This window comes from Salinivirga sp., from assembly GCF_035268865.1.
In the GTDB taxonomy this organism is placed as follows: Bacteria; Bacteroidota; Bacteroidia; order Bacteroidales; family Salinivirgaceae; genus Salinivirga.
In genome coordinates this window covers 13,600-35,620 of sequence record NZ_DATFKB010000127.1, presented here as the reverse complement: position 1 = coordinate 35,620, position 22,021 = coordinate 13,600, and the positions used below count along the sequence as shown (strand labels likewise).

At 39.2% G+C, this 22,021-nt stretch carries 19 protein-coding genes; 8 read left to right on the top strand and 11 right to left on the bottom strand.

Translation table 11 applies throughout. The annotated features are described in order from the left end of the window. From VJ937_RS07820 to VJ937_RS07810, 3 genes are all read right to left on the bottom strand, one after another. Window positions 1-941, bottom strand: a 941-nt coding sequence (locus VJ937_RS07820; protein ID WP_324066342.1) for a hypothetical protein, incomplete at its 3' end; no start/stop codon positions are given. Between the two features lie 221 nt (window positions 942-1,162). Further along, a complete protein-coding gene (gene hcp / locus VJ937_RS07815) occupies window positions 1,163-2,791 on the bottom strand; it encodes a hydroxylamine reductase (protein ID WP_324066343.1) in 1,629 nt (542 codons plus the stop codon). Between the two features lie 48 nt (window positions 2,792-2,839). Beyond that, on the bottom strand, window positions 2,840-3,766 hold the full coding sequence (locus VJ937_RS07810) for a 4Fe-4S dicluster domain-containing protein (RefSeq protein WP_324066341.1): 927 nt from the start codon (window positions 3,764-3,766) through the stop codon (window positions 2,840-2,842). A gap of 125 nt (window positions 3,767-3,891) precedes the next feature. Here VJ937_RS07810 and VJ937_RS07805 point away from each other — a divergent pair, with 125 nt between their 5' ends. Together VJ937_RS07805 and VJ937_RS07800 are read left to right on the top strand one after the other, a co-directional pair. Next, window positions 3,892-4,569: a Crp/Fnr family transcriptional regulator gene (locus VJ937_RS07805; protein ID WP_324066340.1), complete on the top strand. Its 678-nt coding sequence runs from the start codon at window positions 3,892-3,894 to the stop codon at window positions 4,567-4,569. A 48-nt stretch (window positions 4,570-4,617) separates the two neighbouring features. Continuing rightward, window positions 4,618-5,391: a sulfite exporter TauE/SafE family protein gene (locus tag VJ937_RS07800; RefSeq protein WP_324066339.1), complete on the top strand. Its 774-nt coding sequence runs from the start codon at window positions 4,618-4,620 to the stop codon at window positions 5,389-5,391. A 12-nt stretch (window positions 5,392-5,403) separates the two neighbouring features. On the opposite strand, the gene VJ937_RS07795 is transcribed toward VJ937_RS07800, so the two are convergent. Further along, window positions 5,404-6,693 (bottom strand): paraquat-inducible protein A, encoded by a 1,290-nt coding sequence (locus tag VJ937_RS07795; RefSeq protein ID WP_324066338.1) that lies wholly within the window; start codon window positions 6,691-6,693, stop codon window positions 5,404-5,406. Between the two features lie 709 nt (window positions 6,694-7,402). Here VJ937_RS07795 and VJ937_RS07790 point away from each other — a divergent pair. From VJ937_RS07790 to VJ937_RS07780, 3 genes are all read left to right on the top strand, one after another. Continuing rightward, entirely contained in the window at window positions 7,403-8,206 is an 804-nt protein-coding gene (locus VJ937_RS07790) for an O-methyltransferase (RefSeq protein ID WP_324066337.1), read from the top strand. 219 nt (window positions 8,207-8,425) lie between these two features. Then, window positions 8,426-8,977, top strand: a complete 552-nt coding sequence (locus VJ937_RS07785) for a cob(I)yrinic acid a,c-diamide adenosyltransferase (protein WP_324066336.1) — start codon at window positions 8,426-8,428, stop codon at window positions 8,975-8,977. A 131-nt stretch (window positions 8,978-9,108) separates the two neighbouring features. Continuing rightward, window positions 9,109-9,330, top strand: coding sequence for a DUF2795 domain-containing protein (locus VJ937_RS07780; RefSeq protein ID WP_057953835.1), 222 nt, complete (start codon window positions 9,109-9,111; stop codon window positions 9,328-9,330). Window positions 9,331-9,338: 8 nt separating this feature from the next. On the opposite strand, the gene VJ937_RS07775 is transcribed toward VJ937_RS07780, so the two are convergent. The 7 genes from VJ937_RS07775 to VJ937_RS07745 form a co-directional block, all read right to left on the bottom strand. Next, entirely contained in the window at window positions 9,339-10,877 is a 1,539-nt protein-coding gene (locus tag VJ937_RS07775; RefSeq protein WP_324066335.1) for an OstA-like protein, read from the bottom strand. Beyond that, a complete protein-coding gene (locus VJ937_RS07770) occupies window positions 10,874-11,848 on the bottom strand; it encodes a MoxR family ATPase (RefSeq protein WP_324066334.1) in 975 nt (324 codons plus the stop codon). Before VJ937_RS07770 ends, VJ937_RS07775 begins: the two co-directional genes overlap by 4 nt. A gap of 6 nt (window positions 11,849-11,854) precedes the next feature. Next, window positions 11,855-13,195: a peptidylprolyl isomerase gene (locus VJ937_RS07765; RefSeq protein ID WP_324066333.1), complete on the bottom strand. Its 1,341-nt coding sequence runs from the start codon at window positions 13,193-13,195 to the stop codon at window positions 11,855-11,857. 3 nt (window positions 13,196-13,198) lie between these two features. Further along, window positions 13,199-14,041 (bottom strand): hypothetical protein, encoded by an 843-nt coding sequence (locus tag VJ937_RS07760; RefSeq protein WP_324066332.1) that lies wholly within the window; start codon window positions 14,039-14,041, stop codon window positions 13,199-13,201. A gap of 5 nt (window positions 14,042-14,046) precedes the next feature. Continuing rightward, window positions 14,047-16,002: a peptidylprolyl isomerase gene (locus VJ937_RS07755; protein ID WP_324066331.1), complete on the bottom strand. Its 1,956-nt coding sequence runs from the start codon at window positions 16,000-16,002 to the stop codon at window positions 14,047-14,049. A 274-nt stretch (window positions 16,003-16,276) separates the two neighbouring features. Further along, window positions 16,277-17,746 (bottom strand): IMP dehydrogenase, encoded by a 1,470-nt coding sequence (guaB, locus tag VJ937_RS07750; protein WP_324066330.1) that lies wholly within the window; start codon window positions 17,744-17,746, stop codon window positions 16,277-16,279. Between the two features lie 223 nt (window positions 17,747-17,969). After that, a complete protein-coding gene (locus tag VJ937_RS07745) occupies window positions 17,970-19,394 on the bottom strand; it encodes a sodium:solute symporter family protein (protein WP_324066329.1) in 1,425 nt (474 codons plus the stop codon). 240 nt (window positions 19,395-19,634) lie between these two features. Here VJ937_RS07745 and VJ937_RS07740 point away from each other — a divergent pair, with 240 nt between their 5' ends. From VJ937_RS07740 to VJ937_RS07730, 3 genes are read left to right on the top strand one after another with little or no spacing between them, the layout of a single operon-like run. Then, window positions 19,635-20,270 (top strand): DUF2975 domain-containing protein, encoded by a 636-nt coding sequence (locus tag VJ937_RS07740; protein ID WP_324066328.1) that lies wholly within the window; start codon window positions 19,635-19,637, stop codon window positions 20,268-20,270. Between the two features lie 10 nt (window positions 20,271-20,280). Then, a complete protein-coding gene (locus tag VJ937_RS07735; protein WP_057953844.1) occupies window positions 20,281-20,493 on the top strand; it encodes a helix-turn-helix domain-containing protein in 213 nt (70 codons plus the stop codon). A 39-nt stretch (window positions 20,494-20,532) separates the two neighbouring features. Next, entirely contained in the window at window positions 20,533-21,870 is a 1,338-nt protein-coding gene (locus VJ937_RS07730) for a pitrilysin family protein (protein WP_324066327.1), read from the top strand. Window positions 21,871-22,021 lie beyond the last annotated feature (151 nt).

Sequence of the window (22,021 nt, the reverse complement as noted above, 5' to 3'; positions counted from 1 at the left end):
CCTGCAATAAAAGGCGACATGTTCCAATAGGCTGTATTTCCTTTTACACTGTCGGCATTGGAGCTGACTATTTTTCCGGGTATTTGCACAGTGTAAAAGAGCTCATCGGTGTATAGCCCCATATAGATTTCCATTTTTTCCTCCAGGCTTGTCTGGATCTGTTTTTTTGTCGTATCTGAGAGTGTATTCCCCGAGTATTTCTCAATGGTTTCAATTAAAAGGTCAAAATCTGAGAGGTCAAGTTCTTTTTGTTTCTCTTTAAGTTCCGGGAAATCAAAAGGATTGTTTTCTTTCAGTGGATTATTATTGTCCGACATTTTGATGCGTTCATACATAATTTTTTTCCAGTCCACAACATCAATTTCTTCGTTTGAGAACTTTTGCACCGTATAAGCAATCTCATCTGTAATATGAAAAGCAACCCATCGTTCATACTTTTTTTGCAGGCTATCGTTCATGTTGCCATTTTCAATGTTGCTTCTTTCCGTTTTAGTGAAAAAATTAAGGTTGTCTTTGCCCCGAAAAATCTGGTCCATGCTTTCGCTGTAGCTATTAATGGTTTTCAGCCATTTAAATTCTCTGTTCAGGGTAAGCCTGGGGTTCAGTTTCTTTAGTGTGTATTGATTTGTGTCGTAATAATGCTGCAGTGCATCGTTGTTTTCGAATAGTTTGCTATAAGTGCTTATTTTTTTGTTTTTTATTGTATCGATATGTGTTTCTACCTTCCAGCTTGTGTCAACAGGGAAGTATAGGTTTGGCAATTGGTCTTCGTTTAAGCTGTTTTGGGCAGCTACCCTGGCTCCATTTTCATGCACATCGCGAATAAGGGTATAAGAACGCTGGATTTGCCCATTGTTATTTATTACCGTTTTCACATGTATTTCTCTACATGCTTGAGAGAGCAGTAGCAATACGGATAATATGATCAGTTTGGTATGCATAAGTCTGAATTTTGGTAAGACAATTTACAAATAAATTATAAAATGCTGCAATTTGATTTTTAAATCAATTAGGGAAAGGATTTTTTTATTAGGTGATATGCGTGCTTTGGACATAAAAAAAGGTAAGCGGAAATTCGCTTACCTTTAACCCAGATTTGTAATTAGAAATTTGAAAAAACTCTACTGACAATTTTGGGTTTAATTGATATTATTTGCACTAATTAGGCGCTTATCATTGTTTCCATATCTTCTTCAACAGTAGTGATACCTCCTATACCGAATTTTTCTATCAATACGTTGGCCACATTTGGTGAGAGGAATGCAGGCAGTGTAGGTCCAAGGTGTATATTTTTCACACCAAGGCTTAGTAATGCAAGCAATACAATCACTGCTTTTTGCTCGTACCACGCTATATTGTAAACTATAGGCAGCTCATTGATATCTTCAAGCTCAAATACCTCTTTAAGTTTTAGTGCGATCATAGCCAGTGAGTATGAGTCGTTACATTGTCCGGCATCAAGTAAGCGTGGAATACCGCCAATATCGCCAAGATCGAGTTTGTTGTAGCGGTATTTGGCGCAGCCGGCAGTTAGAATTACGTTATCTTCAGGTAGTTGATCGGCGAAGTCAGTGTAGTAGTTACGAGACTTCATGCGACCGTCGCATCCAGCCATGACAACAAATTTATTGATGGCACCTGATTTTACAGCGTCTACCACTTTATCAGCCAATTGCATTACCTGGTGATGAGCAAATCCCCCTACGATTTCACCTGTTTCGATTTCTTCCGGTGAATCGCATTTTTTAGCATGTTCGATAATGGCAGAGAAATCTTTATGCGCACTATCCTGGATGTGTTTCACACCATCAAATCCCGCAGCACCGGTTGTATAAACGCGATCTTTGTATGAATCTTTTGGCGGTGTGATGCAGTTTGTAGTCATGAGAATCGGGCCATTGAAGCTGGCAAATTCTTTATCTTGTTTCCACCATGAGTTTCCGTAATTACCTACAAAGTGGTCATATTTTTTAAATGCAGGGTAGTAGTTGGCTGGTAGCATTTCGCTGTGTGTATAAACATCTACGCCTGTGCCCTCGGTTTGCTTCAGCAGCTCTTCCATATCTTTCAGATCGTGACCGCTGATAAGGATTCCCGGGTTGTTGCGTACACCAATATTTACTTTGGTAATTTCCGGGTTTCCATACGCTGAGGTATTGGCTTTATCGAGCAGAGCCATAGTTTTCACACCATTGGAGCCGGTTTCGAGCACCAGACCTGTAAGTTCATCAGCAGAAAGATCTTTAGTAGTAGCAGCCATGGCTTTGTGCATGAACTTGCTTATTTCAGGATCTTTGTGTCCCAGAACCCAGGCATGTTGAGCATAAGCAGCTATACCTTTTACACCATAGATCACAAGCTCGCGAAGCGACCTGATATCCTCATTTTCTGTGCTAAGTACGCCCACAAGTGCAGCTTTTGCGAGGAATTTACTCTCGTCATCGGGTTGCCATGTGGCACAATCGGGTAGCTCTGTTGGCATAGCATTGTATTGCTCTGCAAGTTTTGCAGCCATTTCCCGTTTCTCAGCAGCTTCTTTAATAAGCCTTTTAAACACCTGGCGGTCGAAGTTGGCGTTGGTAATGGTTGTAAAAATACCGTAAATGGTGAAGTAGTCAACCTTTTCACGTCCACTGGCATCGGCAGGTACATTTTCCATATACACGCCAATACCCTTAATCATATGCATCAGCAGATCCTGAAGTTTGGCTATTTCATCGTCTTTTCCGCATACACCGCGTACGGTACATCCTGTACCTTTTGCAGCTTCCTGGCATTGAAAACAAAACATTTTATCCATAATAATAAGTTTTATAAGGTTCGTTGAATTAGTTAAATTTTATGCTTCTATTTTTTGGTTTACTGGTGGTGCCCACTCTTCAGATATTACTTCGCCACGTATGCTCACCATCATGACTTTTACAGGTACATAGCGTTTGGCCTGAGCCAGTGCAGCCTGCACTATGCTAAGCAATCCTCCGCAACATGGTACTTCCATCATCATCACTGTGATGGTGTTGACTTTTGCTTCATCGATCATCATGCGCAGTTTTTCGATGTAGGTCTCTTTTCCGTTGTCGAGTTTTGGACAAGCAATGGCTAAAGATTTACCTTCCAGATGTTGATGGAAATTACCCATGCTAAAGGCTGTACAATCTGCTGCCACAAGCAGGTCGGCATTTTGCATGTATTCAGCCATTGGGTTAAGCAGGTGTAACTGAACCGGCCACTGCTGCAGTGCGCTGGCACCATTTTGTTTTTCCCGAACAGGCTCATTTTGAGCAGCCATTGTCAGGTCGGGTTTAAAACTCATTGATTGCGACCCGGGGCATCCACCCTGGTGTGGTGTTTTCATTTTTTTAGTTTCAAATGCTTGTCCATGATTATGAATTTCTTCTATGAGTGATTTTAAATCAAAATTGATTTTGTCCTGGTTTTCTTTCAGCCATTTGATGCCCTGTTTCATAAAACCAAATTCTTTGTGTTCTTTCATGTGAATAAGGTGCGCTTTTATGGTATTGCGCCCTTTAGGTGCCATTTGCTCCATCACTGTAATTTCATCATATGGGGCAGCTTCTCTCTCTTCAAGCGTAATGGCACCCTTTGGGCAATGTCCGAGGCAAGCACCAAGTCCGTCGCACATTAAATCGCTTATAAGCCTTGCCTTGCCATCAATTATTTGTAAAGCTCCTTCGTGGCAGTTGGGAACACATGCACCGCATCCGTTGCATTTGTCCTCGTCTATATGTATCATTGTTCGTTTCATCGTAATCTATTATTAGTTTGTTGGTATGCTCTATGTTTTCTGATACAAAAATAGGAGGTGCTTGTCTGAAATGCTGTCACATTTGTTACATCCCTCATAATTTTTAGTAAATTCGGGCTAAAAAAATGGAAGAAATTGTTTCCATTCTCGAGAAAGTGCCTCTTTTTAAGGGTGTTGATTCAGGTTTTCTTGGAGAATTATTATCAACTTCAGCATATCAGGTCAGGAGTTATGAAAAAGGACGTTTGATATTTCAGTCGGGCGATCCTGTGGATAAACTTATCGTTTTGATGGAAGGGAAAATTACCGCTGAAATGCTCGATCCATCCGGAAAGGCTTTAAAAATAGAGGATGCAATAGCTCCACAGACGCTTGCAAGTGCTTTTATGTATGGAGAAAAACAGAAAATACCAGTAAATGTAACTGCGCTGACCGCTTGCGAATTTTTATATGTGCCTAAGAAGCAATTCCAAAAAATGGTGATGAAATCTGAAACGCTTTTTGGAAATTATATCAACATAATTTCTACCCGTGCTCAATTTCTTTCCGATAAAGTTAAGTTTATGTCTTTTAATACGATCAGGCAGAAGTTGGCGCATTTTTTATTGGACAGGATGGAGGCTCCCGGAGAACCATTTCACGCAAAAATGTCGCAAACTGCAATGGCAGAGCTTTTTGGCGTGGCGCGTCCCTCACTTGCACGCTGTATATCTGAAATGGAGAATGAAGGAATTCTTTTCTGTGAACGAGGTTATTACACTATTTTTGATGAAAAAGCACTACAGGCCGAATTGCTGGACTAAATTTTTGCCTAAGTACTGATTTTATATTTTAATTTTCGATTTTTGGACATGGAACTATTAGATTATGTTTTAATTGCCGGCGTTGGTCTTGTTGCAGGTTTTGTCAATGTGCTCGCTGCAAGTGGTAGTATGCTGGTTTTACCAATGCTCATTTTTTTAGGATTACCGGCAAGTGTAGCCAATGCCACAAACCGCGTAGCTATTATTTTGCAAAATGTGGTCGCTGTACGAAACTTCACGCAACAAAAACTCATTTCATTTCGGTTAACCTGGCCAATAGCATTATCTGCTACTGTAGGTGCACTTCTAGGCGCTTTTGTAGCAGTGGAAATCAATGAAAAATATCTTGAGTACACCATAGCATCTTTGCTGGTGCTTATGTTCTTTTTACTAATTTTTAAACCCTCAGCATGGATTAAAGGCAAGGCCCCAGAAGCAAAAGGGTTGCACATGCGGTGGCAAATTTTTATTTTCTTTTTTATTGGTTTGTACGGAGGATTCATCCAGGCTGGAGTAGGTTTGTTTTTGTTGGCAGGCCTTGTTTTGGGTGTAGGCCATGAGCTGGTAAAAGCCAATGCTGCTAAAGTTTTTATTGTATTGATTTACACACCGCTGGCCCTTGCTGTATTCATATGGAACGACCTTGTAAATTGGGAGGCTGGCCTGGTTTTGGCAGCCGGAAATATGACAGGCGCATTTTTTGCTTCGCGCTATGCTCAAAAAATTGGTGCCGGATTTATTCGTTACCTGCTTATGATAGTGTTAATTGCCAGTGCATTGAAAATGTATGGCGTAATTGATTGGTTCCTGGAGCTCTGGTAAATGAAATTGGTGCTATTCGTTTTTGTTTTTTACCACCCGTTTTAGTATTGCCGATAATATCATTGAAAAAAACACGTAAGTAACAAAAATAAAGAAACCTGCCTGCAACCCTGTATTGTTTGTGGTTAATGCTGTTACAGCCTCTGTATCTCTGTCGATATGTCGTAGCTGGTTTTCCAAAATCCGGTCAAAAGCCACATAGCTCATAAAGATAGCAACTACCATTACATCTGCCATAGACCATTTACCTGACCAGAAAGTCAGCCAGTTAACAGCTTTAAGTTTTCTGACTTTTTTACTGAATAACCAGAGTATGAGCGAAATGATTTTCGATACCGGAAGCAGTACGCTAAATGATAGTATGAGCAGGCCAACTACAATGGAATCAAAGGGTTTGCTTTGGAGCAGGAGGGTAACTACATCCAGTATGCTTTTGCTTTGATAAAAGATCATTTGGTCTTCGAAAGTAACATGTTCGCCCAGCAACATAAAATCCAGGTTGGTGATGCGTGCATCAATTTCCAGCATGGGAGTAGTCACTCCCGTGAATAATACAACCAGGGCCAGCAATGCTGCCAGAATGAGGTAGGTGTTATGCAAATATCGATGAGGGCGAACAAAAAACCACATCAGTAAAAAAAGTACAACTAAAATTACCATTACCTGACCTTGTTGATTTGATGCTTTATGGAGTTTGGTAGAGGTACTTTGAACCATTTTGTTGAATGCATCCTTTGAATTTACTCCATATGCCTCGTAAACAGCATTTAATTTTGCTTGAGTACGTTTGTCATATGTGTCTTCAGACAGGTCATTCAGCTTGTCTCTGGCCATGCCTTTTAGCCGCTCAATGTTCTCCGGCCGGGTCAGGATTTTTAAAATGGCATCGGTAAATTCCGGCACCTTTTTTCGTATTTTATCTGTATCCACGAATGTTTTTACAGCCAGTTTGGTGAGTTTAGCACGCCAACCGCTATCTTTCGTTTGAACCATTTGCTCTGTTTTGGTAATTAGGTTTTGCAGCACCTTGTCTATTTCTGCACGAAATAACATAAGTTGTTCCTGGCTCAGCTCGAAATTACTTATTTGACGTTGCACGATTTTTTTCACCTGTTTTTCCCAGGCTTCTACAGAGAGTAAACCGTAATAGATATCGTTTATTTGGCTATAGGTGGTTTTTAACTCAGTTCTGGTGGCAGTAATAGTATGGACTCTGTATCCTGACCAAAAAGCATAACCGATTGTTACTATGCTGAAAAGGATGAGAATAATTTGGGATATGTGTTTTCGCTTTATTTGCATAATAAAAACTTACACACAAATATAAAAATAGAAATGACTATTCCCATCTTAATAACTGGAGGTTATGACTCTGGTTGATTGTTAATCATTTGACAAATTTCGCAGTGAATTTGTTATTTCTTTTGAAGCCAGAGAGCTTAACATGATGCTAGTGTCGTGTCAAGCGTAATCTGACGGGCCAAGTCTTGATCTTTTCATTTTTATCTGCGTTAAAAAATGTTTACAGAACGTTGCTATGCGCACATTTTTTGCCTTGCTAAAAACAAAAATCTCTGCAACTTACCCGTCATTTCACACTTGACAGGACACTAGGTAATATTAACAGGAAGGTAATAATGAAAAAACACCCCTAAAGTTGCTTGCTTAGTTCATCTTTTAACTGGTCAAGAAAATTTTATACTGAAGTAAGCGGCGTCAGCAGTCTCATAATGCAAATAATTGTGTACTGTATTGATATCCTTATAAAAAAATTTTTTCGTATTCGATCATGCGGTAAATAATTTCGTAATAATACATCTCTTGTTTTATTCTATATCAGGCCAAAACCATAAATAAAATGGATATTGATGTGAATATCAGAAACCAGATAAAAGATTATTTCGCAGAGGAGAAAACATTGCTAAATTTGCTTGTACTATGAATTACAAAGGTACATCGGTAGCAAGTTTAAAGGTTAGATGATTGTTAGTCGTTTATTAATGCTGGGGTTATGAAATTAAGATACATCCTTTTCCAGTTTCGCAAAGCATTGATTTATAAATTGACAGTGAAGCATGGCAAAGGCTATGGTATTCATTCGCCATTTGTTTATGGATTCGTGCGGGAGGTCATGCTCCAATCCAAAAAAGATAAAAACCCTGGTGCATGGGTAAAAATGATGCAACAGGAGCTGTTTGATAATAAAACCTTTTTACATACTGATGCAATAGGAGCGGGAACCCGAATCAGAAAGCGTAAATTTATTAAAGCAGGACGTCTTGCCCGAAAAAGTGGTTTGCCCAGGAAATATATTCGTTTACTGATAAAATTAACACATTATCTAAGTGTGGAAAATGTATTGGAATTGGGTACCTGTTGTGGATTGACAAGTGCTTGCCTGGCAAGGGGCAAAGATCAGATAATGGTACATAGCATTGAAGGCAATTACGAACGTTATCAGTTTGCGCTTAGTATGTTTTCGAAGTGGGGTATTTCAAATATAGCCATTGAAAATGAGCGATTTAACGATGTTCTTGATAGATTTTCCAAATATGATGCCCGCTTTGACATGGTTTTTATGGATGGCGATCATGCATATAAACCCACAATACAATATTTTGAAAAGCTTATTCATTTGCTGAATAAGAATGGTGTGATTGTAGTAGACGATATATATTGGTCTCCGGGCATGACAAAAGCCTGGAAGGCGATACAAAATCACCCTTCTGTTACTGTTACCATCGATTTATACCGTTTCGGGTTGGTTTTTTTACACAGGTCGCAGGCTAAAGAACATTTTACGATTAGGTTTTAGGGTGCGCAGCTTACCTAAAAAATTAGAAAAAATTGCAGTTATGTTCTGTTGTTTCGAACATTTAGTTTATCTATGTGTACTTAATTTCAAAGAAAAATAGAATAGATGCGATAAAAGAGAAATCAGGTTATTTATTTAAGAAAAATTGAAACTAAATTTAAGCTTCAATCGAAGAAGAATTAAAAAGAATAACAATCGCATTGGAAAAATTATAAAGCAATGAAGGTATATACAAAAACCGGTGATGATGGCACAACAGCTCTGATAGGAGGAAAGCGTGTGCCCAAGTACCATTTGAGAATTGAAGCCTATGGCACCATTGATGAGTTGATTGCTCATATCGGTATGATTCGTGATTTTAAAAAGATAGATAAGCACACACAGGAATCATTGATAGAAATACAGGATCGGTTAATGACTTGTGCTGCTATTATGGCAACTGATTGCGATAATTGTGATGTAAAGATTCCCGAGATGTACAGTACCGACATTGTTTTTTTGGAAAAAGAGATGGATAAAATGGATGAGCAATTACCGGAGCTTACATCATTTGTTTTACCCGGAGGCCATCCGGCAGTCTCAGAAGCGCATGTTGCCCGGTGTGTATGCAGAAGAGCTGAGCGGCTGGCATTGCAGGTACAGGAAGAATTCGCCGGAGCCCGTATGGTAATTAAATATTTGAATCGCTTGTCAGACTACCTTTTTGTATTAAGCAGGAAATTATCAAAAGATTATAAAGCAAAAGAAATCCCCTGGTCTCCAAGAGTTTGATATTTAAGGATTTCGCAGATATTTGTGATTTATATTTAATAAAATTGTATAGATTTTTAATTTTTGGTGTTGTGATATCGATTATTTTTTATATTTGCACGCCTTTAGAGAAACTTTAAAATTGTTATTTTATGTATTGGACCCTTGAATTAGCATCGAAGCTTGAAGACGCCCCTTGGCCTGCCGCTAAGGATGAGTTGATTGATTATGCTATGCGGTCGGGTGCCCCGATGGAGGTGATTGAGAATTTGCAGGAATTAGAAGACGAGGGCGAGATTTATGAAAGCATTGATGATATTTGGCCTGATTATCCAAGCAAAGACGATTTCTTCTTTAATGAAGACGAATATTAATACACCAATTACCTTTTAGGTGTATATGGCTGCCATTTATAGATATCCAGAAGTTTTTTGGGCCTTAAGTGATCGAGCCATTCAAACTCATTAAAAAACATATTTCCTTCATTCAGATCACTTAGGGGCAGTACTTTGCCTTTTGGCTCACTAATCCATACCACTTTTTGGGCCTGCCCATTTTCAAAATAAACATCCATTTTGCGACAGCGTGTTTTGTTCATGCTGTTTATTTGGCCCTCTTCTTCGAGGTAATAAATGGTTTCGCTGCGGCGATTTACTACGGCATGTTTAAGTTCATGAGCCTCCAGGTCACCGGTAATTTCAAAGCCTTTTATTTGATTGTAATACAGGGTATCTTTTTCAGAAATTATTATGGCATTCTCTTTAAGGAAGATTTTTTCAAGTTCATTGTTTACAATTTGGAAATGCATATGGTTGGCCTTAAGCTGGCTGCTGTCTGACCATATTACGGGGTTGCCAAAAAGTCTGACAATACTGTCTTTGAATGAAAATGCAATTGAGTCGCACCTGAGTTGCACATTGTCGCTGAACATTTGTACTTTGTAATAGGCAAAAATATTTCTTACAGTTCCATCTGCAGTATCCACAAAGGACCGGAGGGTATCTGCATGTAAATAGGTGGTATCGGAGGCCGAAATTTGTATGAGTGTAGCACTGTCGGTAGCTATGGACGATTCATTTCTCTCATCGTAATAGGCATAATTTGATGTCAAATGAATGCTGTCTTTCAGGCTTTTTAGCACTACGTTGGAGAAAGCTTCTCCATAGCCTTTGTTTCTATTGTAGAATAGGGTATCGCAGTCAAGTGTTTGGTTTTCGTTAATATATTTTGCATTTTGGTTTATGCGCCCTATGTCGCGTTCTGTATCGTACCATCCACGTTCTGCATAAAGTTTATTACTATCGCTCAAAACGGTTGTCGGACCTCTAAAAATGGCCATATTCGATCTTGTATGATATTCAAGCGTATCGGTATGCATCGTGTATTTTTCAGTAGTAACCACTACCGAATCCTTAAAGAAAAAAGTTTCACGGTTGGTGTAGTAATGGCCCAGCATACTTTCCAGTGTAGAGGCTGAATCTACAATTTTACCTCCATTGAAGTAATATGCTGTATTGCTCATCATATCATAGTTGAGCGAATCTGTGTAAAGCTTTACATTTTTATCGAGCATTGTAACATTGCCCCGGAATTTAGATTTTTTTTCATTACCTAAATGGTAAAGGGTATCGCTAAATACCTCAATAGAGTCCCCTTTGATCAGATGCACATTGCCAAATGCACTAAAATTGTTTTGTCTGGCATAAAAATATGCGCTATCGCAAAACATAACAATATCATCCTGTCTAAGCTCCACGTTACCTATAATCCTTTTGGCATTTTGAGCAATGAATTTACTGATACCGATGTAATCTGCATCTTCAAGATTTACACGTGAGGCTTTTACAGTATCCTCTTGTGTATAACCCCGGAAACTGCCAAATAATGTAAATACGATTAATAGAAGAGCTACTTTGTTCATTTTTTGTTTTTAATTAGCTCATCGATGATGTCATCAAGGTTTATTTGCTCAGCTTCTGCTTTGAAGTTTTTCACCAGCCGGTGACGAAATACCGGCTTTGCTACAGCATTTACATCCTCATTGTCGGGCGAATATTTTCCGTGTAAAGCTGCGTGGGCTTTTGCTCCTAAAATAAGGTATTGCGAGGCTCTTGGCCCAGCGCCCCATGTAATATACTCATCTGTTATTTTATGAGCATCGGGTGTGCCCGGGCGCGATTGGGTTGTGAGCCAAACGGCATGTTTTACAACGCTGTCGTTCACAGGTACACGTCTGATAAGTTGCTGGAAGAATATAATGCTTTCCCTGTCGATTACCTTCTCCACATTATTGGTTATCTCAGAAGTGGTTGCTTTTACAATTTCCACTTCATCATCGTAATCTGGGTAATCGAGATTAATGTTGAACATAAACCTGTCGAGTTGTGCTTCGGGTAAAGGATATGTTCCTTCCTGTTCTATGGGGTTTTGAGTTGCTAAAACATAGAATGGGGCTTCGAGTTGGTAACTTTTTCCGGCTGCAGTAACCGCTTTTTCCTGCATTGCCTCCAAAAGGGCCGATTGCGTTTTTGGAGGTGTACGGTTAATTTCATCGGCCAGAATAATATTACTAAAAACGGGTCCTTTTAAAAACCTAAAAGCCCTGTTTTCATCAAGTATCTCTGTTCCGATAATATCTGAAGGCATCAGGTCAGGTGTAAACTGTATGCGTTTAAAATTTAAGCCAAGAGCTTTTGCAATGGTATTTACAAGAAGCGTTTTAGCAAGTCCCGGAACGCCTACCAGTAGGGTATGGCCTCCGCTAAAGATACTTAGTATAATATCTTCAACAACTTTGTTTTGCCCGACAATTACTTTATGTATCTCTCTGTCCAGCTTTTGATTGTATTGCCCAAGGGCATCAACAGCTTCTTTATCTGAGTTGTATTGCATCTCTGTTTACTTTAGCCATTTATATTTAAATGCGCAATCCTTATATTTATCTGAAATGCGTATGTAAGTATTTTCGTGCTTTTTCTCAATCCAATCGGTCACAAATTCTTCTTTTTTCTTGCGAAGCGCCATTTCCTGAATTGCCTGATAATCGTCTTGCATATTGGCTGTATGCGCCTTAACACGTGACTTAATGCGTACTATTTTGTAAAGTGTTTTGCCTTTGTCGTCTTCTGCTTCAAAAGGTTTTGAAATATCACCCGGGTTCAGGTCCTTTATAGCATATGCTATTGATGGCTCAACCTGGTCTTTTTCAAACTGGCTTGAGCCATCCTGGTAATTGATTAATAAACCACCGTTTGTGCGGGTATCTTCGTCATCAGAGTACATTCTGGCTGCTTCTACCCATTCTAAAGTGTCGTTAATTATTTTATTTCGCACGCTGTCAAGAAATTTCTGCGCCTGTACTTTTTTCTCAGGTTTCACTTCGGGTTTTAACAGAATGTGCCGGCAATTTATTTTTTCTCCTTTTCTGTCGATTAGTTTAATGATGTGATACCCATACTCTGTTTTTACAATGCGGCTTATTTGTCCTTTTTCCAGCTTAAAAGCCACAGCAGCAAATTCAGGTACAAGGTCTCCGCGGCCAACATATCCAAGCTGCCCGCCTTTTGCGGCCGTTCCTTCATCTTCAGAATACAATGCAGCAAGTGTGGCGAATCGTTCTCCGCTTTCAATACGTTTTTTGAACTTTTGCAGCCGCTCTTTAACAGCCAGTACCTCTACTTCACTAATTTCGGGGTACCTGACGATTTGTTGTAACTGGAGTTTAGTGTTAATTAATGGTAAACTGTCTTTCGGGATTTGGTTATAGAAATTACGTACTTCAGTGGGAGTGATGTCCACATCTTTGGTAAGTTCTGTCTGCATACGTTGGCTTTTCATTTGATCAGCGATTAGCGGGCGAAATTCCTCTTTAATTTCTACGACGCTTTTGCCATAAAATTCTTCGAGTTTTTGTTCCGAGCCCAACTGCGAAATAAAATATTGTATGCGCTGTTGCATTGCCGATTCTACCTCTGATTCAGTTACCTCTATACTGTCAATTTCTGCCTGATTAAGCAGCATTTTTTGATATAATTGCTCTTCCAGTATTTCACATTTTACATCTCCCCCGCTATAATAACCTTGCTGGCGGTATTGAATGGCCTGCTTCTCAATGTCGGAATCTAAAATAATGCGGTCTCCTACAATCGCTACTACCTCATCCAACATTTTATTTTGTGCCAATACAAACGACTGACTTGCTATAAATGCGATTAATAAAACTGTTACTCTTTTCCACATAGGTTAAATATTGATTTTTATTTTTTTATTATTCTGTGCTTCTCTTTTCAGGTTATTCTCCAGTTGCTTTATGTAGTCTATTTTTCGCTTACTTAGTATTATTTGGCGAATATCGGAGATAATATAATCCATTGGAGGGATATCTCCTTTAAGCAGGTATTCATTCATGCGTAGAAAATACCAATATAAGCTATCGCGCTTCTGATAAATACGATAACGCTCTAAAAAGGCTTTCTCGTCTTCAACTTTTTCTGGTAAAAAGTTATTTACTGATTCAAAATCGATCCATTGATTGTCAAAATCGTAGAATCTGGCGTTTTGATATGAGAATTCTTTTAATTCGATAAGCTTATCTTCATTATCACTGCTTTGCATCCATTGTCTTACTTTGTATGCATTGGGGATAGATTTGGGCAATTTTACAAAATATACCCGGGCGATGTTTTCTCTTAATCTGAATTCATCACTATGGTTATCGTAATATTCTTTTATCTGCTGAAGGGTAACTGTGGTGTCTATTTTTTCACTTAACAGCTGCGATTTGTATTGGTGAATGATTAAGTTTTGCTTGTACTTTTCAACTTTATACTCTATGTCGTCCTCGTCGTGCAGCTGGTGGCCCATAGCTCTGTCGTAGAGTAACTGGCGCGAGAGCCAGTTGTCTACAATTTTTTTCAGCAATTTAACACTGTCCTCTTCTTCCATATTTTCGGGAAAAGACTGCTCAATATCTGACAAATAGAGTGCCTCATTTTTGTAGGTAGCCAGTGCATTTTCGTCACCATTTCCATACCGGCATGATGAGAAAATAAATGTAAGTAAAAAGATTGCCCAAAAAATGCGCATATCAATTAATTTAATAGTTTATCGAGTAATTCTTCATGAACCTCAACGTCATACTTTTCACGCAGCGACGCTATCCATTTTTGTTCCAGGTAATTCTGATAATCGGCAGTTACAAGTCCCTTTATCTCGCTGAATGCTTTAGGTTGTGGCTCAAGAACTTTGTCGTTGTAAATGAAGATTTGTTTATTATCAAGTTCTTCTGCTAAATGTAAACCTGTTTCCCAATTTGTGGCATCAACATATTTGTTTGTGCCTTTTTCATAAATACCGGAGTCGAAAATAACATTTATGGTAGTATCTTCATAAGTATTGTGCAAATGCGATTCTATTTGGTCTTTACTACCTTTTTTATAGTGCTTTTTAATTATCCTTTTTGTTTTTCGGAGTTTATATGAAGGACTCACTTCAATTATTTCAGCTTGCATGCGTTTATCCCACATGTATTCATTTTTATGGTCTTCATAATATGCTTTTAAGCCAGTTGTATCTTTAACCGCTTTTTTCCACACTACGCTGTCTGTTATATTGAACAACAGAATACCATCATGATACTCTTTCATTAACCAGGCAAAGTCCGGGTATTTTTCCTCCAGGTGTGCTTTTTCGTAATCAATGATTTTGTTGTTAACAAAGTTATTCTTTTGCCTGCTGATAAATTGCTCTGCATCCTTTTTAGTTTGCTTAGCGCGTTTTTTTAAATATTGAGCAAGCTCGCCAACTTTTAGTGTCTCATTATCTGCAAATGTACATAGCACCTCATCCATATTTATTTCCTGGTCTAAATACCATTTCTTGTTTATCAGACTATCGTTATTGATTGCGGCGGCTAGTTCGTTCATAACCTTTTTATTGCACTGCAGGTTATACTCCTTTTTAAGCCGTTGCACTACTTTTTTTCTACTCAGGTTGGCCCTGGCTGTTTTCGATAGTTTTCTTTTGATTTGCGGGCGAATTTTTGCCAAAGGCTCGGTTGGTTGCTTCGAGATAAGTTTTACAATGTGCCACCCAACTTTTGTTCTGAAGGGTTCAGAATATGTTCCTTCTTGCTGGCTGAATATTTTTTCTTCGAAGTTTGGCAGCATACGTCCCGGAGTGAATTTGGGTAACTGTCCCCCTTTTTTTGCTGTTTGTGGATCTTCGCTGTGTTTGCTTGCCACATCGGCAAAATCGGCACCGGCTTCGAGTTTGTTGTATAATTCTTCTATTCGCGATTTAGCTGCTTTTGCCTGTTCGGATGTGGCACTCTGTGGTAACCTGATCATAATGTGCGCTGCCTCTACGGTTCCGGGAGCTGGTATACGATCGGTTACTTTGATAATATGATACCCAAAATTAGTACGTACAAGGTTACTTATCTCACCTTTATCTAAACTGAATGCTGCATTTTCAAAGGGATAAACCATTTTAAATGCTGAAAAATAGCCCAAATCACCGTTATTGTAGCGCACTGACGGATCCATGGAGTGCTTTTTGGCCATGCTTTCGAAATCGGCACCGTTTTTCAGTTTTGCCAATACCTCTTTTGCCTGGTTGTAAATTTTTAATGTGTCGGCGGGTTTGGCTTTCTGCGGTACTTTGAACAGTATATGCTTTGCACGTACAATGTATTTCATCCGCTCATATGCTTCCCTGATCAATTGTTCGTCAGTTGCGCTATCTGTTAAATAGGGTTTAACCAGTTGCTGACGGTATGTGGCAAGTTCTTTTACGAATTTGTCTTGCTTATGAAGATCCAATGCTTTTGCTTCATGCACCTTGAGCTTGAAATTGATGAATAATTCCAGATACTCTTCCAAGGATTCCTTCGTTAGAGCAGAGTCTTTATTATTTTTAAAATAAATACGTTTGAATTCTTCCAGCGTGACTTGCTCATCGTCAATTTGCAAAATAACATCTTTTTGCCCTTGAGCATAAATTGATGTGATAACCAGCAGTAATGTAATAAGCACTAATCTTTTCATTGTAAACATATTTATTATTTTAATTCGGATGTCAAACCTACATATTTTTTAACAAAAATATCTCAAAACAGGTTGAATATTGTCGTTTTAATGCCATTGCTTTTTCATTGTATCAAAAAGACGAAAGTGAAACACAACCATTGATTTCAGCTAATTTGCTGATATTCTTCAGATGGTGAGCTTCACTTTGGCATGGTTTGATACAAATTAGCAAAGTCTTTATCAGCAATATAACTCTAAAGTGACGTTTTTATTATCTAATCTCATTAATTTATTACCGACTGTAATTTGGTGCTTCACGAGTTATGCTGACATCGTGTGGGTGACTTTCAATTACACCTGCTGAGGTAATGCGGACAAATGATGCGTTTTTGAGTTCTTCAATATTTTTAGCGCCACAATATCCCATACCAGCTTTTAGCCCGCCAAACATTTGATACATTACTTCACCCACAGTTCCTTTATAAGGCACGCGGCCTGAAATTCCTTCGGGCACCAATTTTTTAATATCGTCCTCCTCTGCCTGGAAATAGCGGTCCTTGGAACCTTCATTCATTGCTTCTACTGAGCCCATACCGCGGTAGGCTTTAAATTTCCGGCCATTGTAAATGATGGTTTCTCCGGGAGCTTCTTCTGTTCCGGCGAAGAGTGAGCCTGCCATTACGCTGTCTGCTCCACCCGCCAGGGCTTTTACTATGTCTCCCGAATAACGCAGACCACCATCTGCAATTACCGGTACGCCGCTTCCTTTTAATGCTTCAGCTGCTTCATAAACGGCGGAGAGTTGCGGTACGCCAACACCGGCTACAACCCGGGTGGTACAAATTGAACCGGGGCCAATACCTACTTTTACAGCATCAGCTCCAGCTTTCATAAGATCAACAGCTGCCTCCGGCGTGCCAATGTTGCCTACAACCCAGTCAATGTCTTTAAATTTAGCTTTGGCCTTTTTGAGCAGGTCAATAACACCCTTTGTATGGCCGTGTGCCGTATCAATAATGATGGCATCAACACCGGCGTTTACAAGTGCTTCGGCACGGTCCATGCTGTCATCGGTTACGCCAATTGCCGCTGCCACACGCAGGCTGCCAAATTCGTCTTTGCATGCATTTGGGCGGTCTTTGGCCTTGAAGATATCTTTGTATGTAATGAGGCCTACCAGTTTGTTGGATTCATCCACAACCGGTAGTTTTTCTATTTTGTGCTTTTTAAGTATGTCAGCCGCTTTTTCCAGGTCGATATTTTGCCTGGTCGTAATCAGGTTTTCTGAAGTCATAACCTTATCAATTTTGCGACCCAACTTAGCTTCAAATCTTAAATCACGGTTGGTAACAATTCCTATAAAAGTTTTATTTTCATCAACCACTGGAATACCACCAATTTTGTACTCTTTCATCAGGTTTAGTGCATCGCCCACTGTGCCATCTTTTTTTATGGTTACCGGGTCGATGATCATTCCGTTCTCTGCTCTTTTTACCATTTTAACCTGTTTGGCTTGTTGGGCAACGGTCATGTTTTTATGAATTACCCCAATGCCACCTTCTCGCGCAATTGCGATTGCCATGGGAGCCTCAGTAACAGTATCCATTGCCGCCGAAACAATTGGGCTTTTCAGCATAATGTTTCTGGAAAAGCGGGTCGTAAGGTCTACTTCTTTGGGGTTAATCTCAGAGTAGGCCGGGGCTAAAGTTACATCATCATATGTAAGCCCTTCGAAACGGATTTTATTTTCAATAAATGACATGCGTACCTGATTTAAGTTAAAAATTGTGCAAAAATAAGATTTTTCAACCTATATTCAATGGGTTGAACATTATTCTTTTTTACTTAGAAATTCTGACTTTTAGTCAGTTGAAAGTAGTACGCCTTCTTTTAGCCAGCATGAAAGGATTATAGAAATTGTTGGGGCATGTGCGCTATAATTAGGTTTATCACATGCTACAACAAATCAGTAACCTACCAGTGTTTTATTTTAATCTTTTTTCTACTTCAACCACTATAAAATAAACGAGGAATGCTGCACTAATACCAAAAATATTAGGATCGAGCCCCAGCGGTAAATCAAACTTTCCAATTATAAGGCTCAGGGTTGTACCACCACCAGCCACCATTGAGCTGATTGCTGCATGTGGCGATTTTGTTTTCCAGAAAAATATGGCCAGTACCGGAACTATGAGCCCGCTTACCATAAAAGCATAAGAATAGAGCATCAGTTCAAGCACGTTTTGCATTTGCAGTGCAAGAAGCAGGGCTAAAGCACCAATGGTTAATGTAATTGCCTGGCCAATTCGCATGTATCTTTTGGAATTTTGGGCTGGTAGTTTCAGTATGTCTGTAATAATGTTCCCTGAAGACGCCATGAGGCAGCTGTCTGCTGTTGACATAATAGCTGAAAAGTATGCTGCCATCATTAATCCCATTAAGCCCGGAGGTAGAATTGTGCGAAGGAAGAGCGGCAAGCCCATTTCTTCATCAATGGCACCTGTGGCAGGAAAACCCAGGGCTTCAAAGTCATTGTTCATAAAGGCAATACGGGCAAATAACCCTATAATTACACCCATGAAAGCCATAAGCGGGTATTCGAAAACCCCGGCAATGTACCAGGCGCGTTTGGCCTCTTTGGCCGATTTTGAAGCATAAATACGCTGATAAAGCGTCATTCCTACAAACCAGATGGGAATTATGGTGACCAGCCATTTCACTATTTGTTGCCATGTAATATTGTCAAAAGCAAAAAATTCATTTGGCAGGGCATCTTTAATTGCTTCCCATCCGCCCAGATAAAAGTATCCGAGCGGAATGCCAATACCAATGAGGCCGGCAAGTAAAATAATCCATTGCACAGTATCGGTATAGATAACGGCTTTCAGTCCTCCCATAAAAGTGTAAACAACCGCAATAACACCCATTATTATCAGTGCTTCGTTAATGCCCAGATCAACAAATGATGCCGATGCAAGTTTAGCTCCCGCCAGTATTTGTGAGCTTGTAAAACCTAAATAACCAATAGCTGAGATAAGCCCGGCAATAAATGCAGCCGGAGCTCCAAAACTATGTTTTAACAGTTGCGGAAATGTTAGAAAATTTTCCGTTTTGGCCAGTGGGTAAACTTTTGGAATTAAAAAGGTACCTGCTAGCCAGGCACCCAGGAGACCAGTAAATAACATCCAGCTGCCGGAGAGCCCTAAAACAAAACCCAGTCCACCCAGTCCGATACTAAAGCCACCACCCACATCGGTGGCTACAACTGAAAGACCAATATGCCATTTGCTCATGGTGCGACCACCTACGTAATAGTCATCGGCCGATTTATTCCTCCTTAAAAAATAAAGACCAACGCCAAGCATAAGGATCATGTAAACAATAAAAATGGTAAGGTCAATCCAGTTCATTTTAATATGTTTTTAGTTCGAAATGATTTAAAGCAACTGTAAATATTTGCATAATTGAATACATAAAAAAATTATTGTTAGACAAAAACTACTTTTATGACCTTTTTCAATAAAATAAAAAGTTAAAAAACGTTAAATTTTTATTGTTTATCGATAATAAATGTATATTTGTCGTTAAAATTTTTTAATTGAGAAATATCAGGGTTAGTTTTGGTGAATGAAAACAATCACCTACTCCAAATGAAAAGCAACAAAAATTACAAACGTTTAGTTGGCAGTATATACTTCCTGCTATCTGCCTTTTTGGTTATTTCTTTACTGGGAATATTGTTCTATACAGTTCTCATGGTAATAAGCACAACCAAAGATGTAACTGCAGTACCTATTGATTTGCCCTTAGCTGCTGAGCATAGCATAAAGTTGTTGACTAGCGCAGGCGAACAAATCATTGGAAAAACATCTGACCTCAGTGTTTCATTAATCATAACAGAAGCTCCGAATTGGTTTTTAATATATGCACAGGTTCATTTTTTGGGCTTGTTTTTTATTGGGCTCTACGGTATAAGCCAGTTGTGGTTTATTTTTAGGTCGATGCACCGTCACCTGAAAAGCGATTATCCGTTTAAATTGCGTTATGTAATGCGGATACGGCAAATAGCCCTGGCGTTTTTTATTTGGTCTTTTTGGCAACTAATATTCTTTTTTGTCACAAAGTATGGGGTTATTTCACAAATTGCTTTTGAGGGCCGTGAAGTAAAAATAATGTTTGATATGGAAATCATTATTTCACTATTGTGGGGGCTCATTATTTTAGTTTTGGCTGAGATATTCCGTTTTGGAGTAGAATTGAAAAAAGATAACGAATTAACTGTGTAAATTGAGCATGATGGCTATAGTTACGAATTTGGATGTAATGTTGGCAAAGCGAAAAATGAAGCTCTCCGAGTTATCGGAAAGAGTCAATATAAGTATGGCCAATTTAAGCATTCTTAAAAGCGGTAAAGCCCGGGCTATTAGGTTTTCTACACTGGAAGCTATATGCCGGGAGCTTGAATGCAAGCCAGGTGATATACTCGATTACGAAGCAGATAACAACTAACTATAAATACATTAATTTGAAGAATCAAAAATTAGAATTATGCGACAAAAACTGTTTGGATTATTAACCTTATTGTTTGTACCCGGCCTAATTGCCCTTGCCGGATCAGACGAAATCGAGTTCGAAGAGTATGACCTCGATAATGGACTACATGTGATACTTCATCAGGATCACACTGCTCCAATTGTATCCATTAGCGTGATGTATCACGTAGGATCGAAAAACGAAAAACCTTCTCGCACCGGATTTGCCCATTTCTTTGAACACCTCATGTTTGAAGGTACCAAAAACATTGATCGTGGTGAGTACTCAGAAATTGTTGAAAAAGCAGGAGGTACACTGAATGCTAATACCAGCAATGATCGTACGTATTACTATGAAATCATGCCTTCAAACCAGCTTGAGCTGGGTCTATGGCTCGAAGCAGAACGTATGCTTCACGCTAAAGTAGACTCTGTTGGTATTGCCACACAAAAGAAAGTTGTGATTGAAGAAAAAAAACAACGTTATGATAACCGCCCATATGGCGATATCATGATTCAAACCATGAAGCGTGCATTTAAAGAGCATCCTTATCGCTGGACTACAATTGGCGATGCTGAGCATATTAGAGCTGCCGAAAATCACGAATTTCAGGAGTTTTATGATATGTTTTATGTGCCAAATAATGCAGTATTGGTTCTAGCCGGAGATTTTGAGAAGGATGAAGCCAAGCAATACATTGAAAAATATTACGGTACCATCCCAAAAGGGACTGAGGATATTCGCCGTCCGGAAGCCAATGAGCCTCCACTTGGCGGTGAAGTACGTGACACTGTTTACGACCAAATTCAGTTACCAGCCATCATTCAGGCTTACCGCACACCAGCAATGGGTAGTGAAGACTATTATGCCGTAGATTTATTAGCCAAAATGCTTTCTGGCGGACAAAGTTCACGCTTACACAAAAAGCTGGTGGATGAGAAAGAACTGGCTATGGCAGTAAACCTCTTCCCAATGCCATTTGAACACCCTTCCGTTGCTTTGACATTTGCGCTACCCAATATGGGTGTCGATCCGCAAAAGCTTGAAGATGCAATGAATGCTGAAATAGAAGCTGTGAAGAATGGTACAATTGATGACCGCGAGTTTCAAAAGTTGAAAAACCAGGTTGAAAGCGAATTTGTAAATGGCTCTGCCCGTTTATACTCTCGTGCCAATGCGCTTGCAAGAAACTATACTTACTTTAAGAACACAGATTTGGTTAATACTGAAATTGAAAAATACAGAGCTGTAACTAAAGCCGATATCAAAGAAGCTGCAAAGAAGTATCTGACCAAAGATAATCGCGTTGTGCTTTATTATTTACCAGAATCACAAAAACAAAAAAACCAATAAGACATGAAGTTTTTAACAAGCATATTTTCAGTAATAATCTTATTCAGCGGACTGAATTTATCAGCTCAGCTCGATAGAAGTGTCAGGCCAGAAGCTGGTCCGGCACCCGAAATTAAAATTGAAGAATCTAAAACTTTTGAGTTAGATAACG